A 14,666-nucleotide genomic window follows, 5' to 3' on the forward strand; every position below is an offset into this window, starting at 1 on the left:
GATCAATGTGGGTTTCAGTCGGTCAGACTGCAACAAAGGCGCATTGATCCCAACCTGGGGGGGCGGGCAAAACAGGGTTAAGCCGAGACAGCCTCTCGACGAACCGGCCGCACCGCGCGGTCGGTCAGGAACGCGAATCCCAGTCCCAGAGCCAGCCACAGGGTTGCCTGCGTGGCCAGTGACGAGAGTCGGAATTCCCACAGCAGGGTCGCCGGGAAGTCCGAACCCACTTCGTTCACACCCGGTAGAAGTGCATAACCCACACCGACGATCACGAGGAACGCCACTGTCGGAGCACCGACGCGAACCGCCACCGACGACTGCGACGCCACCGCCTTCGCCACGTAGATCGCGACTCCCACGGCCAGCAGACCGAGAATCACCGACGCCAACCACAGCCAGGTGCGCTGGGTGATCGTCTCCGGGTCCCCGACGGCCGGTGGGTTGGCCGGATACTTGAAGAACGGCACCGCTTCGATTGCCAGCCATCCGGCCCCGGCTCCGAGGAGCGCGAGGATCGAGCCCGGAAGCGAGCTGAACCGTCGGGCATAGTGCAGTACCGAGGCGAAGATCGCGCCGAGTGCGAGTCCGGCGAGTCCGGTGGCGAGGAACAGTCCGACGCGTTGCCCGTCGCGACTGACGAGGGCGTCCTCGTCTCCGTGCGAGTGCGCAGCAGTCGCATCGGAGTCGGCGTGGTGTGCCTCGCCTGCTGCTTCTTCGATGGAGATGGCCGAATCGACGTGCGGCTCACCGATGACGAAGGCAACTCCGCCGGCGAGCAGTCCCGCGACGAGACCGGCGAGCAGACCTCGCACCAGCAGTTGAACGAACGTCCCGGTCAGTGGCATGGCAGGCCCAGCAGGTGGCGGCCGTCGTGCATCAGTTCGTGCATGTACATGCCACTACGCGAGATCGCGCCCTGGTCGAATCCGACGAGGTAGAGCACAACGAATGCGAGCAGTATCGTCGCGGCGACGATGACGGCGAGGGCCGCCGATTCCGTCGTGTTGCTGGGTGCATGAAGTATTGCCATGGGGGTGTCCTCCTGGGATTGTGCGTCCCGTAGTCCCTTCGGAGATGAAGGGACGGCCATGTGATGTACGAGTTTTCTGGCTCTCGAATTCGGACATCTGCCCGACGTCGATCACAGTGGCGCAACCGTTCCGGATTTTCACCGGATTACCTGCGTACATCGCGTCTTACCTGCGCACTGTGGCACCGCGTTCGACTCTCTGTCAATCACTGTCCTCGAGAGAACACAGTCCGATGCCACAATGACGCGGTGACTGCGCCTACGACCCGCCTGACGTTGGTGAGCCACGCAAGGACCGATGCGATGCGCTCGGGCCGCTTTCCTGCCGACGAGCCACTCGACGAGGCGGGTGTGCGCGCACTCGCCGAGGTGACCGACTTTCCGCGTGCCGACCGAGTGGTGTGCGGCCCGGAGCCGCGGTCCCGATCCACTGCCGACATCTTCGGCAGCGACGTCGCCGTCGAACCCGCGTTGGCCGACGTCGCGTACGGCCGGTGGTCCGGTCTCGAGATGACCGATCTGCCCGACGCCGACGCGATGGCCTGGCTCGGCGACCCGGCATTCACACCGCCGGGCGGTGAATCTCTGGAGGCGTTGTTCGCTCGCGTCCGGACGTGGCTCGACGAGGTCGGTTCGACGCCGGGCCGCACGCTGGCCGTGACCGCACCCGCGGTGATCAGGGCCGCGGTCGTGCTGGTGCTGGCGGCACCGGTCAGCTCGTTCTGGCGGGTCGACGTCGCACCGTTGACGCGCACCTCGATCCATCGCCGAGGCTCGCTGTGGACGACGGATTCGGTGGCACAAAAGTCTCTCTGAATTCTTTCCGGCATCGATGGAACCGATCCGGGCACGGCGGCGTCCTACCTACCGACAGCCCAGTTCGTCGATCGCAGGGAGCGTGCTCATGACCGTCATCAAAGTCGATCCGGTGGCTCTGCAGCTCGCTGCCTCGGAACTCGATGCGGTCGCTGCCCGATTGCAGGCCGCCGTCACTGCGACGGCTCTTCCTGTTCGGCCGCTACCGCCGGGCACCGACGAGGTGTCGCTCTTGACCGATCGCTTCTTCGCCACCGCGGCCGATACCTTCGGCCCTGCTGCAGCACAAGGCATTTCGGAGCTACACCGGGCCGCCGAGGAACTGCGCAAACAGGCCGCGGACTACCTGGCGACCGACGACGACACCGCCGGAGGCCTGCCGGGGCTCGCCGGCATCTGACGCACTCATCGACCGGCAACGGTTTCGAAAACGACACGGGGGCTCGAACATCATGGGGGCTGGACAATGACGCTCGGTGTGACAGGTGTGGTGTGGCTACCACGAACTGCGACAGGGAATTCGACGCGACTGTTGGGGCCCGGACCGGTGCCTCTACATGTCGCCGGCGGGGCCTGGGGTTCGGTGGCCGCGGCCTTCACCGAGGCCTCGGTGAGCATCGCCGCCATCACGACAGCCCTGACCGCGGGCTGGGAGGGTGAGTCGGCCCTCCTCGCGCAGGCCGCCCTCGCCCGGTTCACCACGTGGACCGGAGCCACCGCACTGAAGGCAGCGGCACTGTCGATCGAAGCCCCCGCCGCGGGAACCTCGTACGGCGTCGCACTGGCCACCATGCCGTCGCTCGTCGAGATCGGTGCCGTGCAAGCTGCCAAGGTGACGGCTGCGTCGACCGGCGGCGCACTGAACGGAAGTTACGAGGCAGCCGAGGTCGCAGATCGATTGCTCGACATCCGCGCAGCCATGGTCATGGAGGGATTCGAGCTGGTCTCCTCGCACCTGATCGCGAAGACGACGTTCGATCATGCACCCGCCATCGTGTCCGAATCCGGCAGTGGTCTCGGCAAATTCGCCAACGGTGCGCTGATGACGTCACCTGTTCAGGCTGCGGTCGGCAGTTTGATGGCCGCGACGCAGAACCCCGGCGTCGCAGCCGCAGCCGGGCAGCTCGGCAGTGCCGCCACCTCGATCGCCGGAACGGGCGTGTCCACGGTGGCCACCGCGGCATCCAACCTGGTCTCGACGCCGCCGCCGAGTGGACCCGGTACCGGCATCGGCCACTCCTTCGCAGCCGGCGGTTCGGCATCTCCCGCCGTCGGGCCGGCATCCACCCGTCCAGTGGCGTACGGCGGACTGGGCGGAAGCAGCGGCAGCATCGGCGGCGGACCGGGAATGCCCGGTTCGGCGTCGAGTCCCCTCGGCGCTGGATCGGCACTCACGGGTGCAGTACAGAGCAGTCCTGCTTCCACGGTCGGCGCACCGACCGCAGCCGAGGGTGGTCTCGCTCAGCGCGGAACCGGAACTGGTGCTGCGCCCGCGTCGGGAACACGGGCGCAGGACGACGACGAACACGACACCCCGGAATACCTCAAACAGTTCGAGCACTTCGCCGACGGCCGCACGGTGGCACCGTCGGTCATCGGAGCAGACCCAGCCCTCGACAACCCAGCCCTCGACAACATCAGTGAGAACGGCCGGTGATCGACTTGGGAACCGTGCCGGTGGGCCACACACTGCCGAGTGCCGCACTCGGTATCGACGAGATGGATTTCCTGGTCGACGAACTCTCGATTGCCGAACTACCCGTCGTGCTCGACGTCTTCCCACGCTTCGACGACGCGAAAGCCCGCGACCGTGCTGTCGACCGCGGCCGTCAGGCCCTCGCGGCGGCAGGACTGTGGGACGGCACCGCGGTCCACGAGGACGTTCGCCACTGGCTGCGGGTCCTGGAACAACCCCGCTGGTACGTCTCGGCGCGACAGTTCGAGGGCGACACCGTTCCCGTGACTCGGATCTGCATCGCATCCGACGACACCATCGCGGTGTCGGCGGTACGGCGAGAGAACGTCATCACTCTGCGCGTCATCGCCGGGGATACGGCTCGCGATCTCGTCTCGTCGCTGGGATCGGCACCGCCGTTCGATCCCGGCAGCGTCAACGCGCCCACCGACCTACTGGCCGAGGCACTGGACGCGGCACCGTCCGACGTGGGCGGCACCGCTTCCCGTCTGCGTAGCATCGGAATCGCCGACGACCGGGCCCTCACTCTGGCCTCGGCGATGGCCACGTGCGCGGGCAGGACCGAGATCACGGCCGTGACCCGCAGGCATGGGACTCGGCGCGGGGCCGGGCGTCCGGTGGCCCTGTTCGACACCCGCGCCGGACGGATCGTCGCCACCTCCACTGTCGCCGCGGACGGTCGTTCGTGGAGCTCGTTGACCGGCGCGTCGGATCACCGGGTGACCGCGGCTCTGACAGAGCTGATCTCGTCGGCCAAGGACCCAGCGACCACGAACCCAGCGATCGGCAATCCAGCGATCAGCTGATCGGGTTGTCTGCCTTGTCGCTGCCCTTGCCCTCGAACGGCGGCAGGAACGTGCCCCACTTGGCGCATGCCCAGCCACCGTCGGGTAGCGGCAACAGCTCGATTGTCTGGGTGTTGTCGAGATGGTTGTCGGCGGCGAAGGTGCCGTCGACACCGGTGAGGGCCGCCGCGACCAGTCGAATTGCGGCTCCGTGGCTCACGACGACGACGTCTCCGGCGGTGTCGTCACCCAGGTACTGTCCACGCAGCTCGTCGAGCACCGGGACGTAGCGCGCCAACACTGCGCGCCCGCTCTCGCCACCCGGCGCGGCCGCATCCAGATCTCCGGTATGCCACCGGTAGAAGATTTCGGTGAACAGTCGGTGCGCCTCGGGATCGTCTCGATCTTCCAGCTCTCCGGCGGACGTCTCCTGGATACCGTCGGTCACGACGAGGGGCACTCCGGTGCCGCGCTCGACGTAGCCCGCAGTCTGCTTGGCGCGCAACGCAATCGACGAGACCAACACGGCGGGGGGATTACCCAGCCGCGTCTGCGCGTACGCCTCGGCTTGCCGGTGCCCGAGCTCGGTGAGTTCGGCTCCCGGCGGCGCTGTGTCCAGCTTCTTCGCGACGTTGGAGACGGTCTGCCCGTGCCGAACGAGAATGAGCTTGCCCATCACAGATCACCCCGACCGGAACGAATTTCGGACAACCACTGCACGTGCTCGTCGATCGGTTGCGGCACCGAACCTCCCGATGTCGTTGCTGTGGGCCATGATCCGAGGAACCGTAGCGGCATCTTCCGGTGGAACGCGGTCAGCGCCTCGGCGACGAGGGGATCGTCCACATGCCCGGCGCAATCGACGAAGAACATGTAGGTGCCCAATTGCGAACGGGTAGGGCGTGATTCGATGAACGTCAGATCGATGTTGCGAATTCCGAATTCCGCCAACGCTGCCGGCAGCGTACCCGGGTCGTTCGGCGGCTTCAGCACCACCGAGGTGCGGTCGGCACCGGTGCGGGCGGGCACCGGCTGCGGCGGAGTCACCAGCACGAAGCGGGTGCGCGCACCCTCGACGTCGATGATGCCGTCGGCCAGCGTCGGCAGAGACAATCGCTCCCCGGCCAACCGTGTCGAGACAGCGGCGTCGACCACGCCGGCGGCAACATCTTCTGCTGCACCGGCATTCGAGGTCGCAGACTGCACGACGGCGTCGGGCATCGTGGCCTGCAACCACTGCCGGACCTGGCTGAGGGCGATGGGGTACGCGCTGATCGTGCGGGCCGAGTCGAGCGTGACACCGGGCCCGCCGACGATGGTGAACGCGACCTCGATCTCGGTCTCGGCGACGATCTGCAATCGCCGTCCTTCGGACAATGCGTCGAGCGTCGGCGGCACGGCCCCCTCGATGGAACTTTCGATGGGAACCACTGCGGCGTCGGCGGCACCGGATCGAACGGCCTCGAGCGCCGCGGGCGGGCTCGCGGCCGACACCCTCTGGACGTCCCCAACCAGGCCGACCCCATCGAATGCGCCGAGCGTTTCGAACTGCGCCAGCGCCATCTCCGTGAACGTTCCCGATGGGCCGAAGTAAGCGATGCGAGGCACGTCTCGAGGTTACGTTGTCGACGTCCCCGAAGCGATCAAACCGACATCGACCAGCCGGGCGCGGGCGGCGACGACGTCGGCGATCTCGACCCCCAGCAGTACCTCCCGCACGGCCTCGGCGGCCTCGGGTACGAGCTTGCGCAGAGCGTCGACATTCGGCGCGGCCAGAGCCGACGCGATGTCGTCTCCGCGCAGCGACGCCACCGTCGCCGCGAGGATCGCGATCACCTCGTCTCCGGTGTCGGCGCGGGCGACCAGACCGACATCGGCATGCGAGACGACGGCGAGCACGTCGGCGATACGCCTCGCCGTGTCGCCGACACCGATGCCGGGGGTTCGATGAGCGGTAACGATGGTCACTGCGGTCTCGGCCACGTCGATCGCGTCGAACACCGGGAAGACGACGAGGGGCGAGGGCAGTCGCAACCCGAGCGCGTCGGCGAGATGCTCGGAGACTGCGTCGACCTCGAATCTGACGGCTTCGTAGTTGCCTGCGCTCGAGGCGCGGAGCTTGTCCGGGTCGATGTCGAGTCGCACGACGATGCGCCCGAGGTTCACGGTGGGCGGCAGCGTCAGCAGTGTCGAGGCCAGCACGACGGGCGGGCCGTACTCGGCGGCGCGTGGAGCGGCCTGCACGGCAGGGGCATCGGCGCAGAACGGCTGCAGCAGTCCGGCGACGAGCGCGTTCGGATCTGGTCGGTGCGGCACACCGAGGGTCAACGGAATCGGCACGTCTTCACGGTAGTCCCAGCTTGCCCTTGCGATACCCGCCACATCCGGCTAACTTAGGGGCACATTACTTAGGTATGCCTCACCTACTGGCCATTCAACTGTACCGATCGCATCGGAGGAGCCCATGCTCGGCGCAACCACCACCACCGGACCGACCACCGCCGAACGCGTGCGCAGCGCCTGCATGCGTGCCGAGGGCGCAGCTCTCGTGATCGACGGCAGCGACCCCGTCGTGACGTCCCTGCACCACCTGCGACCCAACGGCGAGATGATTCTTGCCGTCCCCACCGATTCCATCGACGACGCGATCACCTGGCAGTCCTCCCGCGCCGGCGTTCCCGCCGTCGTCGAGCTCACCGATCACGCACCTCTGGCACTGCGCGAACCGGTGCGGTCACTGGTGTGGCTGCGCGGAGAACTGCGTCCGGTGCCGGAATCGCTGATGCGCCCGATGGCCGGCGCGGTGGCCGCCGAGCATCCCCACTCGGCCCTGCTCGACGTCGGCCACACCACCTCCCTGGTACGTCTGATCGTCGGCTCCGCAGTGGTGGCGGACAGCACCGGAGCCGAGCCGGTCGACGTCGACTCGCTGCTGGCAGCCGAGCCCGATCCGTTCTGGGAGATGGAAACGAGCTGGCTCGAGCACCTCGACTCCGATCATCCCGACCTCCTCGCGCAGCTGTCCCGACGCCTCCCACCGTCGCTGCGGCAGGGACGCGTGCGTCCGCTGGGCATCGACCGCTACGGCATTCGTCTGCGTATCGAGGGCGAGTGCGGCGACAACGACGTCCGGTTGGGCTTCGCCGCGCCCGTCGACGACACGATCTCCCTGAGCCGGGCCCTCCGGGTTCTCGCCGGTTGCCCGTTCCTCAACGGCCTGCGCGCCCGGGGCTGACGTCGCCGCCAGGCTCGACAGGGCACACTCGTGCCGTGATCGACTTCAGGAATTGGTTGACGCCACCGCCGCCGGAGAGCACTGCGCCACCGCCCGGTGCGCGCGAACGCACGACCATCAAGGTCGAGATCGCGATCGTGCTGCTGGTGACGTTCGGCCTCAGTGGCATGAGCAGCATTCTCTCGTTGGTCGAGGATGCCCTGCAGACCGCAGCGCTGTCCGACCAGACGGTCGCACTGAACTCCTCGCGATCGAGCTTCAGCGTCATCGACCTGCTGTTCCAGCTGCTGAGCATCCTGCGCCTGTGCGCATGGGGAGCATTGGGGCTGTACCTGCTGTGGCGAGCAGATCTGGCACCGCGTGCGATCGGACTGGCGAAACCGCGCCTGAAGATCGATCTCGGCCACGGCGTCGGGCTGGCTGCACTCATCGGGCTGCCGGGTCTCGCGCTCTACCTGGTCGGCAACGCCCTGGGATTCAATCTGAACGTCGTCCCCAGCGCGCTCGACGACCACTGGTGGCGAGTGCCCGCCCTGATTCTGTATGCGCTGGCCAACTCCGGTGCCGAGGAGATCATCGTCGTCGCCTACCTGATCTCTCGACTCCGCCGACTCGGCCTGAGCGAGAACAAGTCCTTGCTGTGCTCCTCGCTGCTGCGCGGGAGTTATCACTTCTATCAGGGGGTGGGCGGCGGAGTCGGCAACTTCCTGATGGGCCTGGTGTTCGGCCGATACTGGCAGCGCACCGGGAGGCTGTGGCCACTGCTGATCGCGCACGCACTCATCGACATCGTCGCGTTCGTCGGTTACGCCCTGCTGCGCGAACACCTGGCGTGGTTGCCGTGATGGGTACAGTCGATTCGTGAACGACGACGATCGCTACGGACGGCACGGCGCGCCGAATCGGCGTACCCCGCCGCCGAGCCAGCCGCCGCCACCGCGTCGACCACCCGGCCAGCAGCCCCCTCCCCCGCCTCGGCGCGCCGGTGGAGCCCCTGGACAGCCACCGCCGCCACCACGTCAGTACCGACCCGGTCCGCCGCCGGTTCCGAACCCCCGTCGGTACAACCCGGAACCTCCCGCGGAGCGAGGGTCCCCTCGCCGTCCGGGGCCCGCACCCGAGGGCACCGAATTCATCAGGCGCGACGGTCGCCCGGCCGCACCTCGTCACGGTGCCCCGGTGCCACCGCAACAGGCGTGGTCGCAGGCACCCGAACCCGGCCCTGCCGGTTCCGTTCCGCCGAACTCGACGCGCCAGTACTCCCGCGCTGCCGAGGACGAGGCCGGGCGCACCGGGTACGCACCGCGCCAACAGCCGGAACCGTACGTCGACGAGCGCAGGCAGCCACCGGCTTCTCCGCAGCGCGCCTTACGACGACCGGAACCAGCTCGGCCACAACGTGATTCACGTCCCCCCAAGGTTGCGAAGCCGCGCAAGCGTCGGCGCTGGGGCCGTCGCTTCCTGATCGTTCTCCTCGTCCTCGTTCTGGGCATCGGCGGCATCGTCTACTACGTCGACAGTTCGCTCACGCGAGTCGACGCTCTGACCTCGTACCCCGGGAGGATCGGCGACACCCCGGGCACCAATTGGCTTCTCGTCGGATCGGATTCACGAGCAGGTCTGACGCCGGAGCAGGAAGCATCTCTCGCGACCGGCGGCGAGGTGGGCCCCAGCCGGACCGACACCATCATCATGATCCACATCCCCGAGGGCGGCGGGGCGACGACGATGGTCAGCCTGCCCCGCGATTCGTACGTGCCGATTCCCGGCAACGGCGAGGACAAGCTCAACGCGGCGTTCGCATTCGGCGGGCCGTCCCTGCTGGTGCAGACGGTCGAGGGTGCGACGGGAGTACACATCGATCACTACGCCGAGATCGGCTTCGGTGGTTTCGCCGGAATCGTCGACGCCGTCGGTGGAGTCAACGTGTGTGTGCAGAACGCGATCGACGATCCGTTGGCGGGCATCAACATTCCCGCGGGCTGTCAGGATCTCGACGGTTCCGAGGCACTCGGCTTCGTGCGATCCCGCGCGACCGCATTGGCCGACCTCGACCGGATGAACAACCAGCGGGCCTTCATGTCCGCTCTGCTCGACAAGGCAACCAGCGCTTCCACTTTCCTCAATCCTTTGAAACTGTGGCCGTTGGTGTCCGATACCGCGTCGTCGTTGAGTGTCGACGACGGAGACCACATCTGGAACCTGGCCGGGTTGGCCTGGGCGATGCGCGGTGGGCCGGTGACGACGACCGTGCCGGTCGGCGGCTTCCAGGACTCCGATGTCGGCAACGTCCTCGTGTGGGACGACACCAGGGCACCGGCATTCTTCGAAGCCATCGCTCAGGATCGGGAAATTCCGGCAGATCTGCTGACCGGCGGCCCCTGACGGGGGACGTGCGGCCGGTACGTTGTGGATCATGACATTGCCGTCGCATGAGCCCACCACCTCGTTTCACGATCTACTGCGCGCCCAGGTTCGGTACGAGTTCACCGCCTCGCAGCAGTACGTCGCCATCGCGATCTGGTTCGACCGCAACGATCTTCCGCAGTTGGCGCACCGCTTCTACGCCCAGTCGGCCGAAGAGCGTCGGCACGCCATGATGATGATTCGGTTCCTCATCGACAACCGACTCGAGGTGGACGCGTCGGGCATCGACGACGTGGTGACCGCGTTCGATTCGGTCGCCGAACCGGTGGAGTTGGCGTTGGCGCAGGAGGTGGCGGTCACCGATCGGGTCACCGCGCTCGCACAGGCGGCCAGAGCCGAGGGCGATTACATCGGGGAGCAATTCATGCACTGGTTCCTCACCGAACAGGTCGAGGAAGTAGCCGCGATGCAGAGCCTGCTCAACATCGTGCGGCGAGCAGGTTCGGATCTGTTCGACATCGAGCAGTACGTGGCACGCGAGCTCGGCTCGGTGACCCGCGCCACCAATGCACCCAAAGAGGCCGGAAGCGCGTAACTTACGCCCTGCTCAGAGCCGACATTTAGGATTGACTGTATTAGGCTACGTTCGCCTCAATAAGGCTCGACTTGGATGACAATGCCCTCTGACCAGGCATATTGTCCTCACCATGAGCGCAGACATCAAAGAAACGAACCACACCAAGTTCCACGCACTTCTTCGCGACCAGATCCGCAACGAGTTCAACGCCTCGCAGCAGTACATCGCCACCGCCGTCTACTTCGCCAATGTCGACCTGCCGCAGCTGGCCAAGCACTTCTACGCGCAGTCGGTCGAAGAGCGTAACCACGCGATGATGATCGTCCAGTACTTCCTCGATCGCGACATCACCGTCGAACTGACCGGTGTCGACGCGTCGAAGTCCGTGTTCACGGACCCGCGTGAGGCCATCGCCCTCGCACTGGCACAGGAAGAGACGGTCACCGAGCAGATCATCGCTCTGGCGAGCACCGCCCGCGAAGAGGGCGACTACCTCGGCGAGCAGTTCATGCAGTGGTTCCTCAAGGAGCAGGTCGAGGAAGTTGCCAGCATGAAGACCTTGCTCAACATCGCAGACCGCGCCGGCCACAACCTGTTCGACCTCGAGCAGTTCGTTGCCCGCGAGATGAACACCAGCGTCGTCGCCGATGCAGGCGCACCCACCGTCGCCGGCGGATCGCTGTAATTTCGCTCCACGCGACACGCATCGACGAGTAACGCGAGAGATCTCGCGCTCATACGGGTGGTCGTCGGACAAGCAGCCCCTTGTCCGACGGCCACCCGACGTGCGTTTCGGTGCACCAACTTTCGGGCCGCCGCACCTCTCAGTTGGGCTCGACTGCTCAGCGCAGGGTGACCTGACGGCCACGAAGGCCGTCCCGCGAGCGCAGCTGCGCTCCCGTGAGCGGGGCGTCGACGGCAAGAGCCTCGTTCAGCTTCTCCCCGAATTCCTTTGTCGGAGCAGCCCATTCGGTGGGATGCATCTCCGGATCGAGATCGAACACCGGCACCAGCAACCCGTGCGTACGGAACGAGCCTGCATACCGCGAGCCCTCACCGAGATTCAGGTCTCCGGCAGCGTGCAACCGCGCGAGGGCGAGCATGACGTCGTCCTCGCTCTCCGGGCGAACCCACCGGATGTGCGCCTTGTCGCCGGCATCGACCCACCATGCTGCAACGACACCGTCCGCCTCGATCCGCGCCGAGGGCATGATCGCCTGATTCGCGCGCTCCACGGTTGCGGCCACATCGGCTGCGGGAGTGGCACTTTCCGGGATCCACCAATTGAAATCCTGATGCACGGTGATCTCGAGGAGTGCGGACGGGTCGAGGACATCGGTCAATGCGGGGGTGTTCTCGTCCACCGTCGAGGCTTCGAGCGACTCACCTGCTGGGGCGGCGGCGACCCAGCCCAACGCGCTACTGATATCTGCTGCAACGTCTTTCGACTGCGTCTGAACCTGCAGGCCGACGAATCCTTCTACAGTGCCCGCCTCTTCGCGTACCAGAGCGGCGACGGCTCCCGGCAATACCGTTGCCAGAGTGACGGTGCGGCCGCCGGAGGTGATCGGCGCGGTGGCGGTGGCCGACGGCACGAATTCGCGCAGCGCTACCAGGTCGCATTCTGCGGCCAGGCCCTCGAACGGCCGCGTCGTCCCCGACTCGAGGCTGGCGCGCTCGGCCTCACGCTGTGCGAGCTTGGCCGCCCGGTTGCTGTCCTGCTTCGGTCCGCTGTTTCTTTTGCTCTTACCCACGCCAGAAAACCTACACGTTCTTCGATTCCAGCCAGGCGCGCGTTCGTCCGGGATGGTTGGTCGCGATCCACCCGACACCGAGTTCGCGGCACAGGTCCACGTCCTCCTTCTCGTCGACCGTCCACACGTAACTGGCACGGCCCGACGCGGCTGCTCGATCGACGAGCGTCGGGTGCTCACGCAACGCCCGGATCGACGGACCGACCGCGGTGGCACCGACGGTCGTCGCTGCTCCGCCGCCCAGATAATGCGAGCTGTCGCCGAGGAGGACCGTCGGAAGCATCGGTGCCGAGCGGCGCACTCGCCACACGGCCGAGGGCGCGAAAGACATGATGACCGCCCGCGAATGATCCGCCGAGGCAGGCGCGCCGATGCCGAAGTGGTGCAGCTCGGCCAGCACCGAGGCCTCGATCAGCGAGCCGTAGCGCACCGGATGCTTGGTTTCGATGAAGAGCTTGACCGGCTTGCTGGTCCAATCCAGAATCAGCGCGATCAGGTCGTGCAGCGTCAGAAGTTCGGCGGGTTCGTCAGCATCGCCGTAGTTCAACCGGGCGAGCTCGTCGAAGGTCATCTCGCTGACGATTCCGGTGCCGTTCGAGGTTCGGTCGACGCGGCGGTCGTGCACACACACGATGCGGCCGTCCTTCGTGAGCCGGACGTCGCATTCGACGCCGTCCGCTCCCTCCCGCAACGCGAGATCGTAGGCGGCGAGCGTGTGTTCCTTCTTCGCCGCAGATGCTCCTCGGTGCGCGACGACCAAAGGGCCGCGTCGGTCCGGGCTCACGAGACCGTCACCGCCCGGTCGTCCTTCTCGGCCCCGGAGTCCGCATGAGCTGCGTCGGCCGGCTCGGTCTGCTCGGTCTCGGTCTGCTCGGTCTCGGTCTGCTCGGTCTCGGTCTGCTCGGTCTCGGACTCCGTGGTCTTTCGCTCGATGCTGGGTGCGATGACCCAGCGGGTGGGACGAGACAGCGCCGAACCGCGCAGGGTGCGGCCCTCGAGTCGGCGCATGACGGCCAGAGTCAGCACCGCGGAAACTGCGGCCACGAGCGCCACGACGGCGGCGAGCAGAACGCCGTCGGCGCGGGCTTGCAGTGTGTTGCGCAGACTCCACAGCACCTGCACGACGACCAGCGCGTTGCTCGTCACCCAGACGGCCCACCAGATCCGGATCAAGGTGAGCTCGCGGTACACGTCGCCGTCGGCTTCGGCTCGGAGGCGCACGATCTCCGTCAGGTACACCACGGGCATGACGATCCGAACCAGAGGCAGCATCGAGAGCAGCAGCATCCATCGCACCGACCGCGGCTCGGTCGCCCCGACCGATGCGTAGGCCAGCCGGCGTTGCCGAATCAGCCAGCAGGACGTCGTGATCAGCGCGAGCAGACCGACGATGAGCGCGCCGACCTGTGCGAAATAGACCAGCGCATCGGAAATTGCCAGTGTGATCGGCGACAGCAGTCGGGTGCGGTTGTACAGCAGAATTCCGTAGCGAAACAGCTCGGCGAACGCCGCCAGCCCGAGCAGCAGCGCCGTGATCCAGACGAACGTCTGCGCGTTGGCTGCGTACTGCTCGACGCGGCCGGCGGGCGTGTGTGCTGAGGGGTCGCGTGGGGTGTCGCGCAGCCCCCACGTGGGCGTCGAGTCGTACCGCGGAGTGGGGGTCGGTGCCGCGACCCGGGCGGGACCGACGGCTTTGCCCTTCGACGACGCAGGCCGCGCAACCCACCGAAAATTGCGGCGGCCCTGTGCCGGTGCCCGAGCGGACACCGGCGAGAGCAGCACGCCGTGGCAGCGGGGGCACCACGTACCCGGCCGTGCGCCGACCGCCCAGCGAGTGCTGCAGCGGGCGCAGACCTGGAACGCCTGTGCGCGCCCCTGCGGTGCCGACATCTAGATGATTCTCGCTTCGTCCGAATCGTCGTCGCGCTGGATCGGCCTACCGGCGGCGTGCCAGTCGAGCATCCCGCCCTCGACGTTGATGGCCTCGTAGCCCACGCGATTGAGGTATTCGACGACCCGAGCCGAGCGCCCGCCGGCTTTGCAGACGACGTAGATCTCGGATTGGTTGTCGATTTCGCCTGCTCTGGACGGAATGTCGCCCATCGGGATGTGCACGGCACCGGGTGCGTGTCCGGCCTGCCACTCGTCGTCTTCTCGGACGTCGAGCAGCACTGCCGCTTCCGGGAACGGCACCGGAAGGCGGTCTACGGTGACGGCGGGCGACTGCTCGGGGTGAGACACCTCTCGATCTTGTCACGGGTGCGATCGCGACTGCCACTCGTGCCCGCCTGACGATGGACGGCCCCAGCTATGACCTACGTCACTTTTGCTCACGAAAGTTATCCACAGTATCCACAGGTTGATGCACAGAATCGGGGCCCGTGCCGGTTTCTATCCACAGGT

Annotated in this window: 18 protein-coding genes and 1 riboswitch; of the genes, 9 read left to right on the forward strand and 9 right to left on the reverse strand. The window is 66.8% G+C overall.

From position 1 onward, the window contains the following. Positions 1 to 77 precede the first annotated feature (77 nt). Together AB0P23_RS09170 and AB0P23_RS09175 are read right to left on the reverse strand one after the other, a co-directional pair. The gene (locus tag AB0P23_RS09170; RefSeq protein WP_032366733.1) at positions 78 to 848 is read right to left on the reverse strand and encodes a CbtA family protein; all 771 of its coding nucleotides are present in this window, start codon (positions 846 to 848) and stop codon (positions 78 to 80) included. Continuing rightward, positions 839 to 1,033 carry a CbtB domain-containing protein gene (locus tag AB0P23_RS09175; RefSeq protein ID WP_027494840.1) on the reverse strand — a complete coding sequence of 65 codons (195 nt, stop codon included), beginning with the start codon at positions 1,031 to 1,033 and terminating at the stop codon, positions 839 to 841. The genes AB0P23_RS09170 and AB0P23_RS09175 overlap by 10 nt, the downstream gene beginning before the upstream one ends. A gap of 50 nt (positions 1,034 to 1,083) precedes the next feature. Then, positions 1,084 to 1,218: riboswitch (cobalamin riboswitch) on the reverse strand. Positions 1,219 to 1,282: 64 nt separating this feature from the next. Here AB0P23_RS09175 and AB0P23_RS09180 point away from each other — a divergent pair. The 4 genes from AB0P23_RS09180 (at position 1,283) to AB0P23_RS09195 (ending at position 4,351) form a co-directional block, all read left to right on the forward strand. Further along, positions 1,283 to 1,849 (forward strand): histidine phosphatase family protein, encoded by a 567-nt coding sequence (locus tag AB0P23_RS09180; RefSeq protein WP_363797309.1) that lies wholly within the window; start codon positions 1,283 to 1,285, stop codon positions 1,847 to 1,849. Positions 1,850 to 1,937: 88 nt separating this feature from the next. Continuing rightward, positions 1,938 to 2,249, forward strand: coding sequence for a PE family protein (locus AB0P23_RS09185; RefSeq protein ID WP_027494842.1), 312 nt, complete (start codon positions 1,938 to 1,940; stop codon positions 2,247 to 2,249). 66 nt (positions 2,250 to 2,315) lie between these two features. Further along, entirely contained in the window at positions 2,316 to 3,506 is a 1,191-nt protein-coding gene (locus tag AB0P23_RS09190; RefSeq protein ID WP_045841513.1) for a PPE domain-containing protein, read from the forward strand. Continuing rightward, positions 3,503 to 4,351 (forward strand): ESX secretion-associated protein EspG, encoded by an 849-nt coding sequence (locus AB0P23_RS09195; RefSeq protein ID WP_052061654.1) that lies wholly within the window; start codon positions 3,503 to 3,505, stop codon positions 4,349 to 4,351. Before AB0P23_RS09190 ends, AB0P23_RS09195 begins: the two co-directional genes overlap by 4 nt. On the opposite strand, the gene AB0P23_RS09200 is transcribed toward AB0P23_RS09195, so the two are convergent. The 3 genes from AB0P23_RS09200 to AB0P23_RS09210 are packed head-to-tail and all read right to left on the reverse strand — an operon-like array spanning position 4,344 to position 6,670. Next, positions 4,344 to 5,009, reverse strand: a complete 666-nt coding sequence (locus AB0P23_RS09200) for a histidine phosphatase family protein (protein ID WP_032374193.1) — start codon at positions 5,007 to 5,009, stop codon at positions 4,344 to 4,346. The genes AB0P23_RS09195 and AB0P23_RS09200 overlap by 8 nt on opposite strands. Then, positions 5,006 to 5,938: a prephenate dehydratase gene (pheA, locus tag AB0P23_RS09205; protein WP_032374194.1), complete on the reverse strand. Its 933-nt coding sequence runs from the start codon at positions 5,936 to 5,938 to the stop codon at positions 5,006 to 5,008. Before pheA ends, AB0P23_RS09200 begins: the two co-directional genes overlap by 4 nt. 9 nt (positions 5,939 to 5,947) lie before the next feature. After that, positions 5,948 to 6,670, reverse strand: coding sequence for a hypothetical protein (locus AB0P23_RS09210; protein WP_032374195.1), 723 nt, complete (start codon positions 6,668 to 6,670; stop codon positions 5,948 to 5,950). 124 nt (positions 6,671 to 6,794) lie between these two features. Here AB0P23_RS09210 and AB0P23_RS09215 point away from each other — a divergent pair, with 124 nt between their 5' ends. The 5 genes from AB0P23_RS09215 to AB0P23_RS09235 all read left to right on the forward strand — a co-directional run bounded on the left by AB0P23_RS09215 (position 6,795) and on the right by AB0P23_RS09235 (position 11,194). Next, entirely contained in the window at positions 6,795 to 7,565 is a 771-nt protein-coding gene (locus AB0P23_RS09215; protein WP_032374196.1) for a DUF2470 domain-containing protein, read from the forward strand. Positions 7,566 to 7,621: 56 nt separating this feature from the next. Continuing rightward, entirely contained in the window at positions 7,622 to 8,410 is a 789-nt protein-coding gene (locus tag AB0P23_RS09220) for a type II CAAX endopeptidase family protein (RefSeq protein WP_230595310.1), read from the forward strand. Between the two features lie 334 nt (positions 8,411 to 8,744). Continuing rightward, complete coding sequence (locus AB0P23_RS09225) at positions 8,745 to 9,950, forward strand: LCP family protein (protein WP_230595293.1); 1,206 nt, start codon at positions 8,745 to 8,747, stop codon at positions 9,948 to 9,950. 31 nt (positions 9,951 to 9,981) lie between these two features. Beyond that, entirely contained in the window at positions 9,982 to 10,527 is a 546-nt protein-coding gene (locus tag AB0P23_RS09230) for a ferritin (RefSeq protein ID WP_032371710.1), read from the forward strand. 112 nt (positions 10,528 to 10,639) lie between these two features. After that, entirely contained in the window at positions 10,640 to 11,194 is a 555-nt protein-coding gene (locus AB0P23_RS09235; protein WP_027494851.1) for a ferritin, read from the forward strand. 157 nt (positions 11,195 to 11,351) lie between these two features. Here AB0P23_RS09235 and AB0P23_RS09240 read toward each other — a convergent pair whose 3' ends face one another. The 4 genes from AB0P23_RS09240 to AB0P23_RS09255 are packed head-to-tail and all read right to left on the reverse strand — an operon-like array spanning position 11,352 to position 14,456. Beyond that, on the reverse strand, positions 11,352 to 12,263 hold the full coding sequence (locus tag AB0P23_RS09240; RefSeq protein ID WP_032374198.1) for a DUF5926 family protein: 912 nt from the start codon (positions 12,261 to 12,263) through the stop codon (positions 11,352 to 11,354). A 10-nt stretch (positions 12,264 to 12,273) separates the two neighbouring features. Next, complete coding sequence (locus AB0P23_RS09245) at positions 12,274 to 13,047, reverse strand: glycerophosphodiester phosphodiesterase (RefSeq protein ID WP_027494853.1); 774 nt, start codon at positions 13,045 to 13,047, stop codon at positions 12,274 to 12,276. Then, entirely contained in the window at positions 13,044 to 14,153 is a 1,110-nt protein-coding gene (locus tag AB0P23_RS09250; RefSeq protein WP_363797313.1) for a DUF4328 domain-containing protein, read from the reverse strand. Before AB0P23_RS09250 ends, AB0P23_RS09245 begins: the two co-directional genes overlap by 4 nt. Further along, a complete protein-coding gene (locus AB0P23_RS09255) occupies positions 14,154 to 14,456 on the reverse strand; it encodes a rhodanese-like domain-containing protein (RefSeq protein WP_230074781.1) in 303 nt (100 codons plus the stop codon). Positions 14,457 to 14,666 lie beyond the last annotated feature (210 nt).

The organism is Rhodococcus sp. NPDC077669, from assembly GCF_040686915.1.
Taxonomy (GTDB): Bacteria; Actinomycetota; Actinomycetes; order Mycobacteriales; family Mycobacteriaceae; genus Rhodococcoides; species Rhodococcoides fascians.

Bases quoted from the DNA above. Each gene is read 5' to 3' on its own strand.
- AB0P23_RS09215 (WP_032374196.1), top strand. From the start codon at position 6,795: ATGCTCGGCGCAACCACCACCACCGGACCGACCACCGCCGAACGCGTG.
- AB0P23_RS09235 (WP_027494851.1), top strand. From the start codon at position 10,640: ATGAGCGCAGACATCAAAGAAACGAACCACACCAAGTTCCACGCACTT.
- AB0P23_RS09185 (WP_027494842.1), top strand. From the start codon at position 1,938: ATGACCGTCATCAAAGTCGATCCGGTGGCTCTGCAGCTCGCTGCCTCG.
- AB0P23_RS09250 (WP_363797313.1), bottom strand. From the start codon at position 14,153: ATGTCGGCACCGCAGGGGCGCGCACAGGCGTTCCAGGTCTGCGCCCGC.
- AB0P23_RS09190 (WP_045841513.1), top strand. From the start codon at position 2,316: ATGACGCTCGGTGTGACAGGTGTGGTGTGGCTACCACGAACTGCGACA.
- AB0P23_RS09175 (WP_027494840.1), bottom strand. From the start codon at position 1,033: ATGGCAATACTTCATGCACCCAGCAACACGACGGAATCGGCGGCCCTC.
- AB0P23_RS09230 (WP_032371710.1), top strand. From the start codon at position 9,982: ATGACATTGCCGTCGCATGAGCCCACCACCTCGTTTCACGATCTACTG.
- AB0P23_RS09170 (WP_032366733.1), bottom strand. From the start codon at position 848: ATGCCACTGACCGGGACGTTCGTTCAACTGCTGGTGCGAGGTCTGCTC.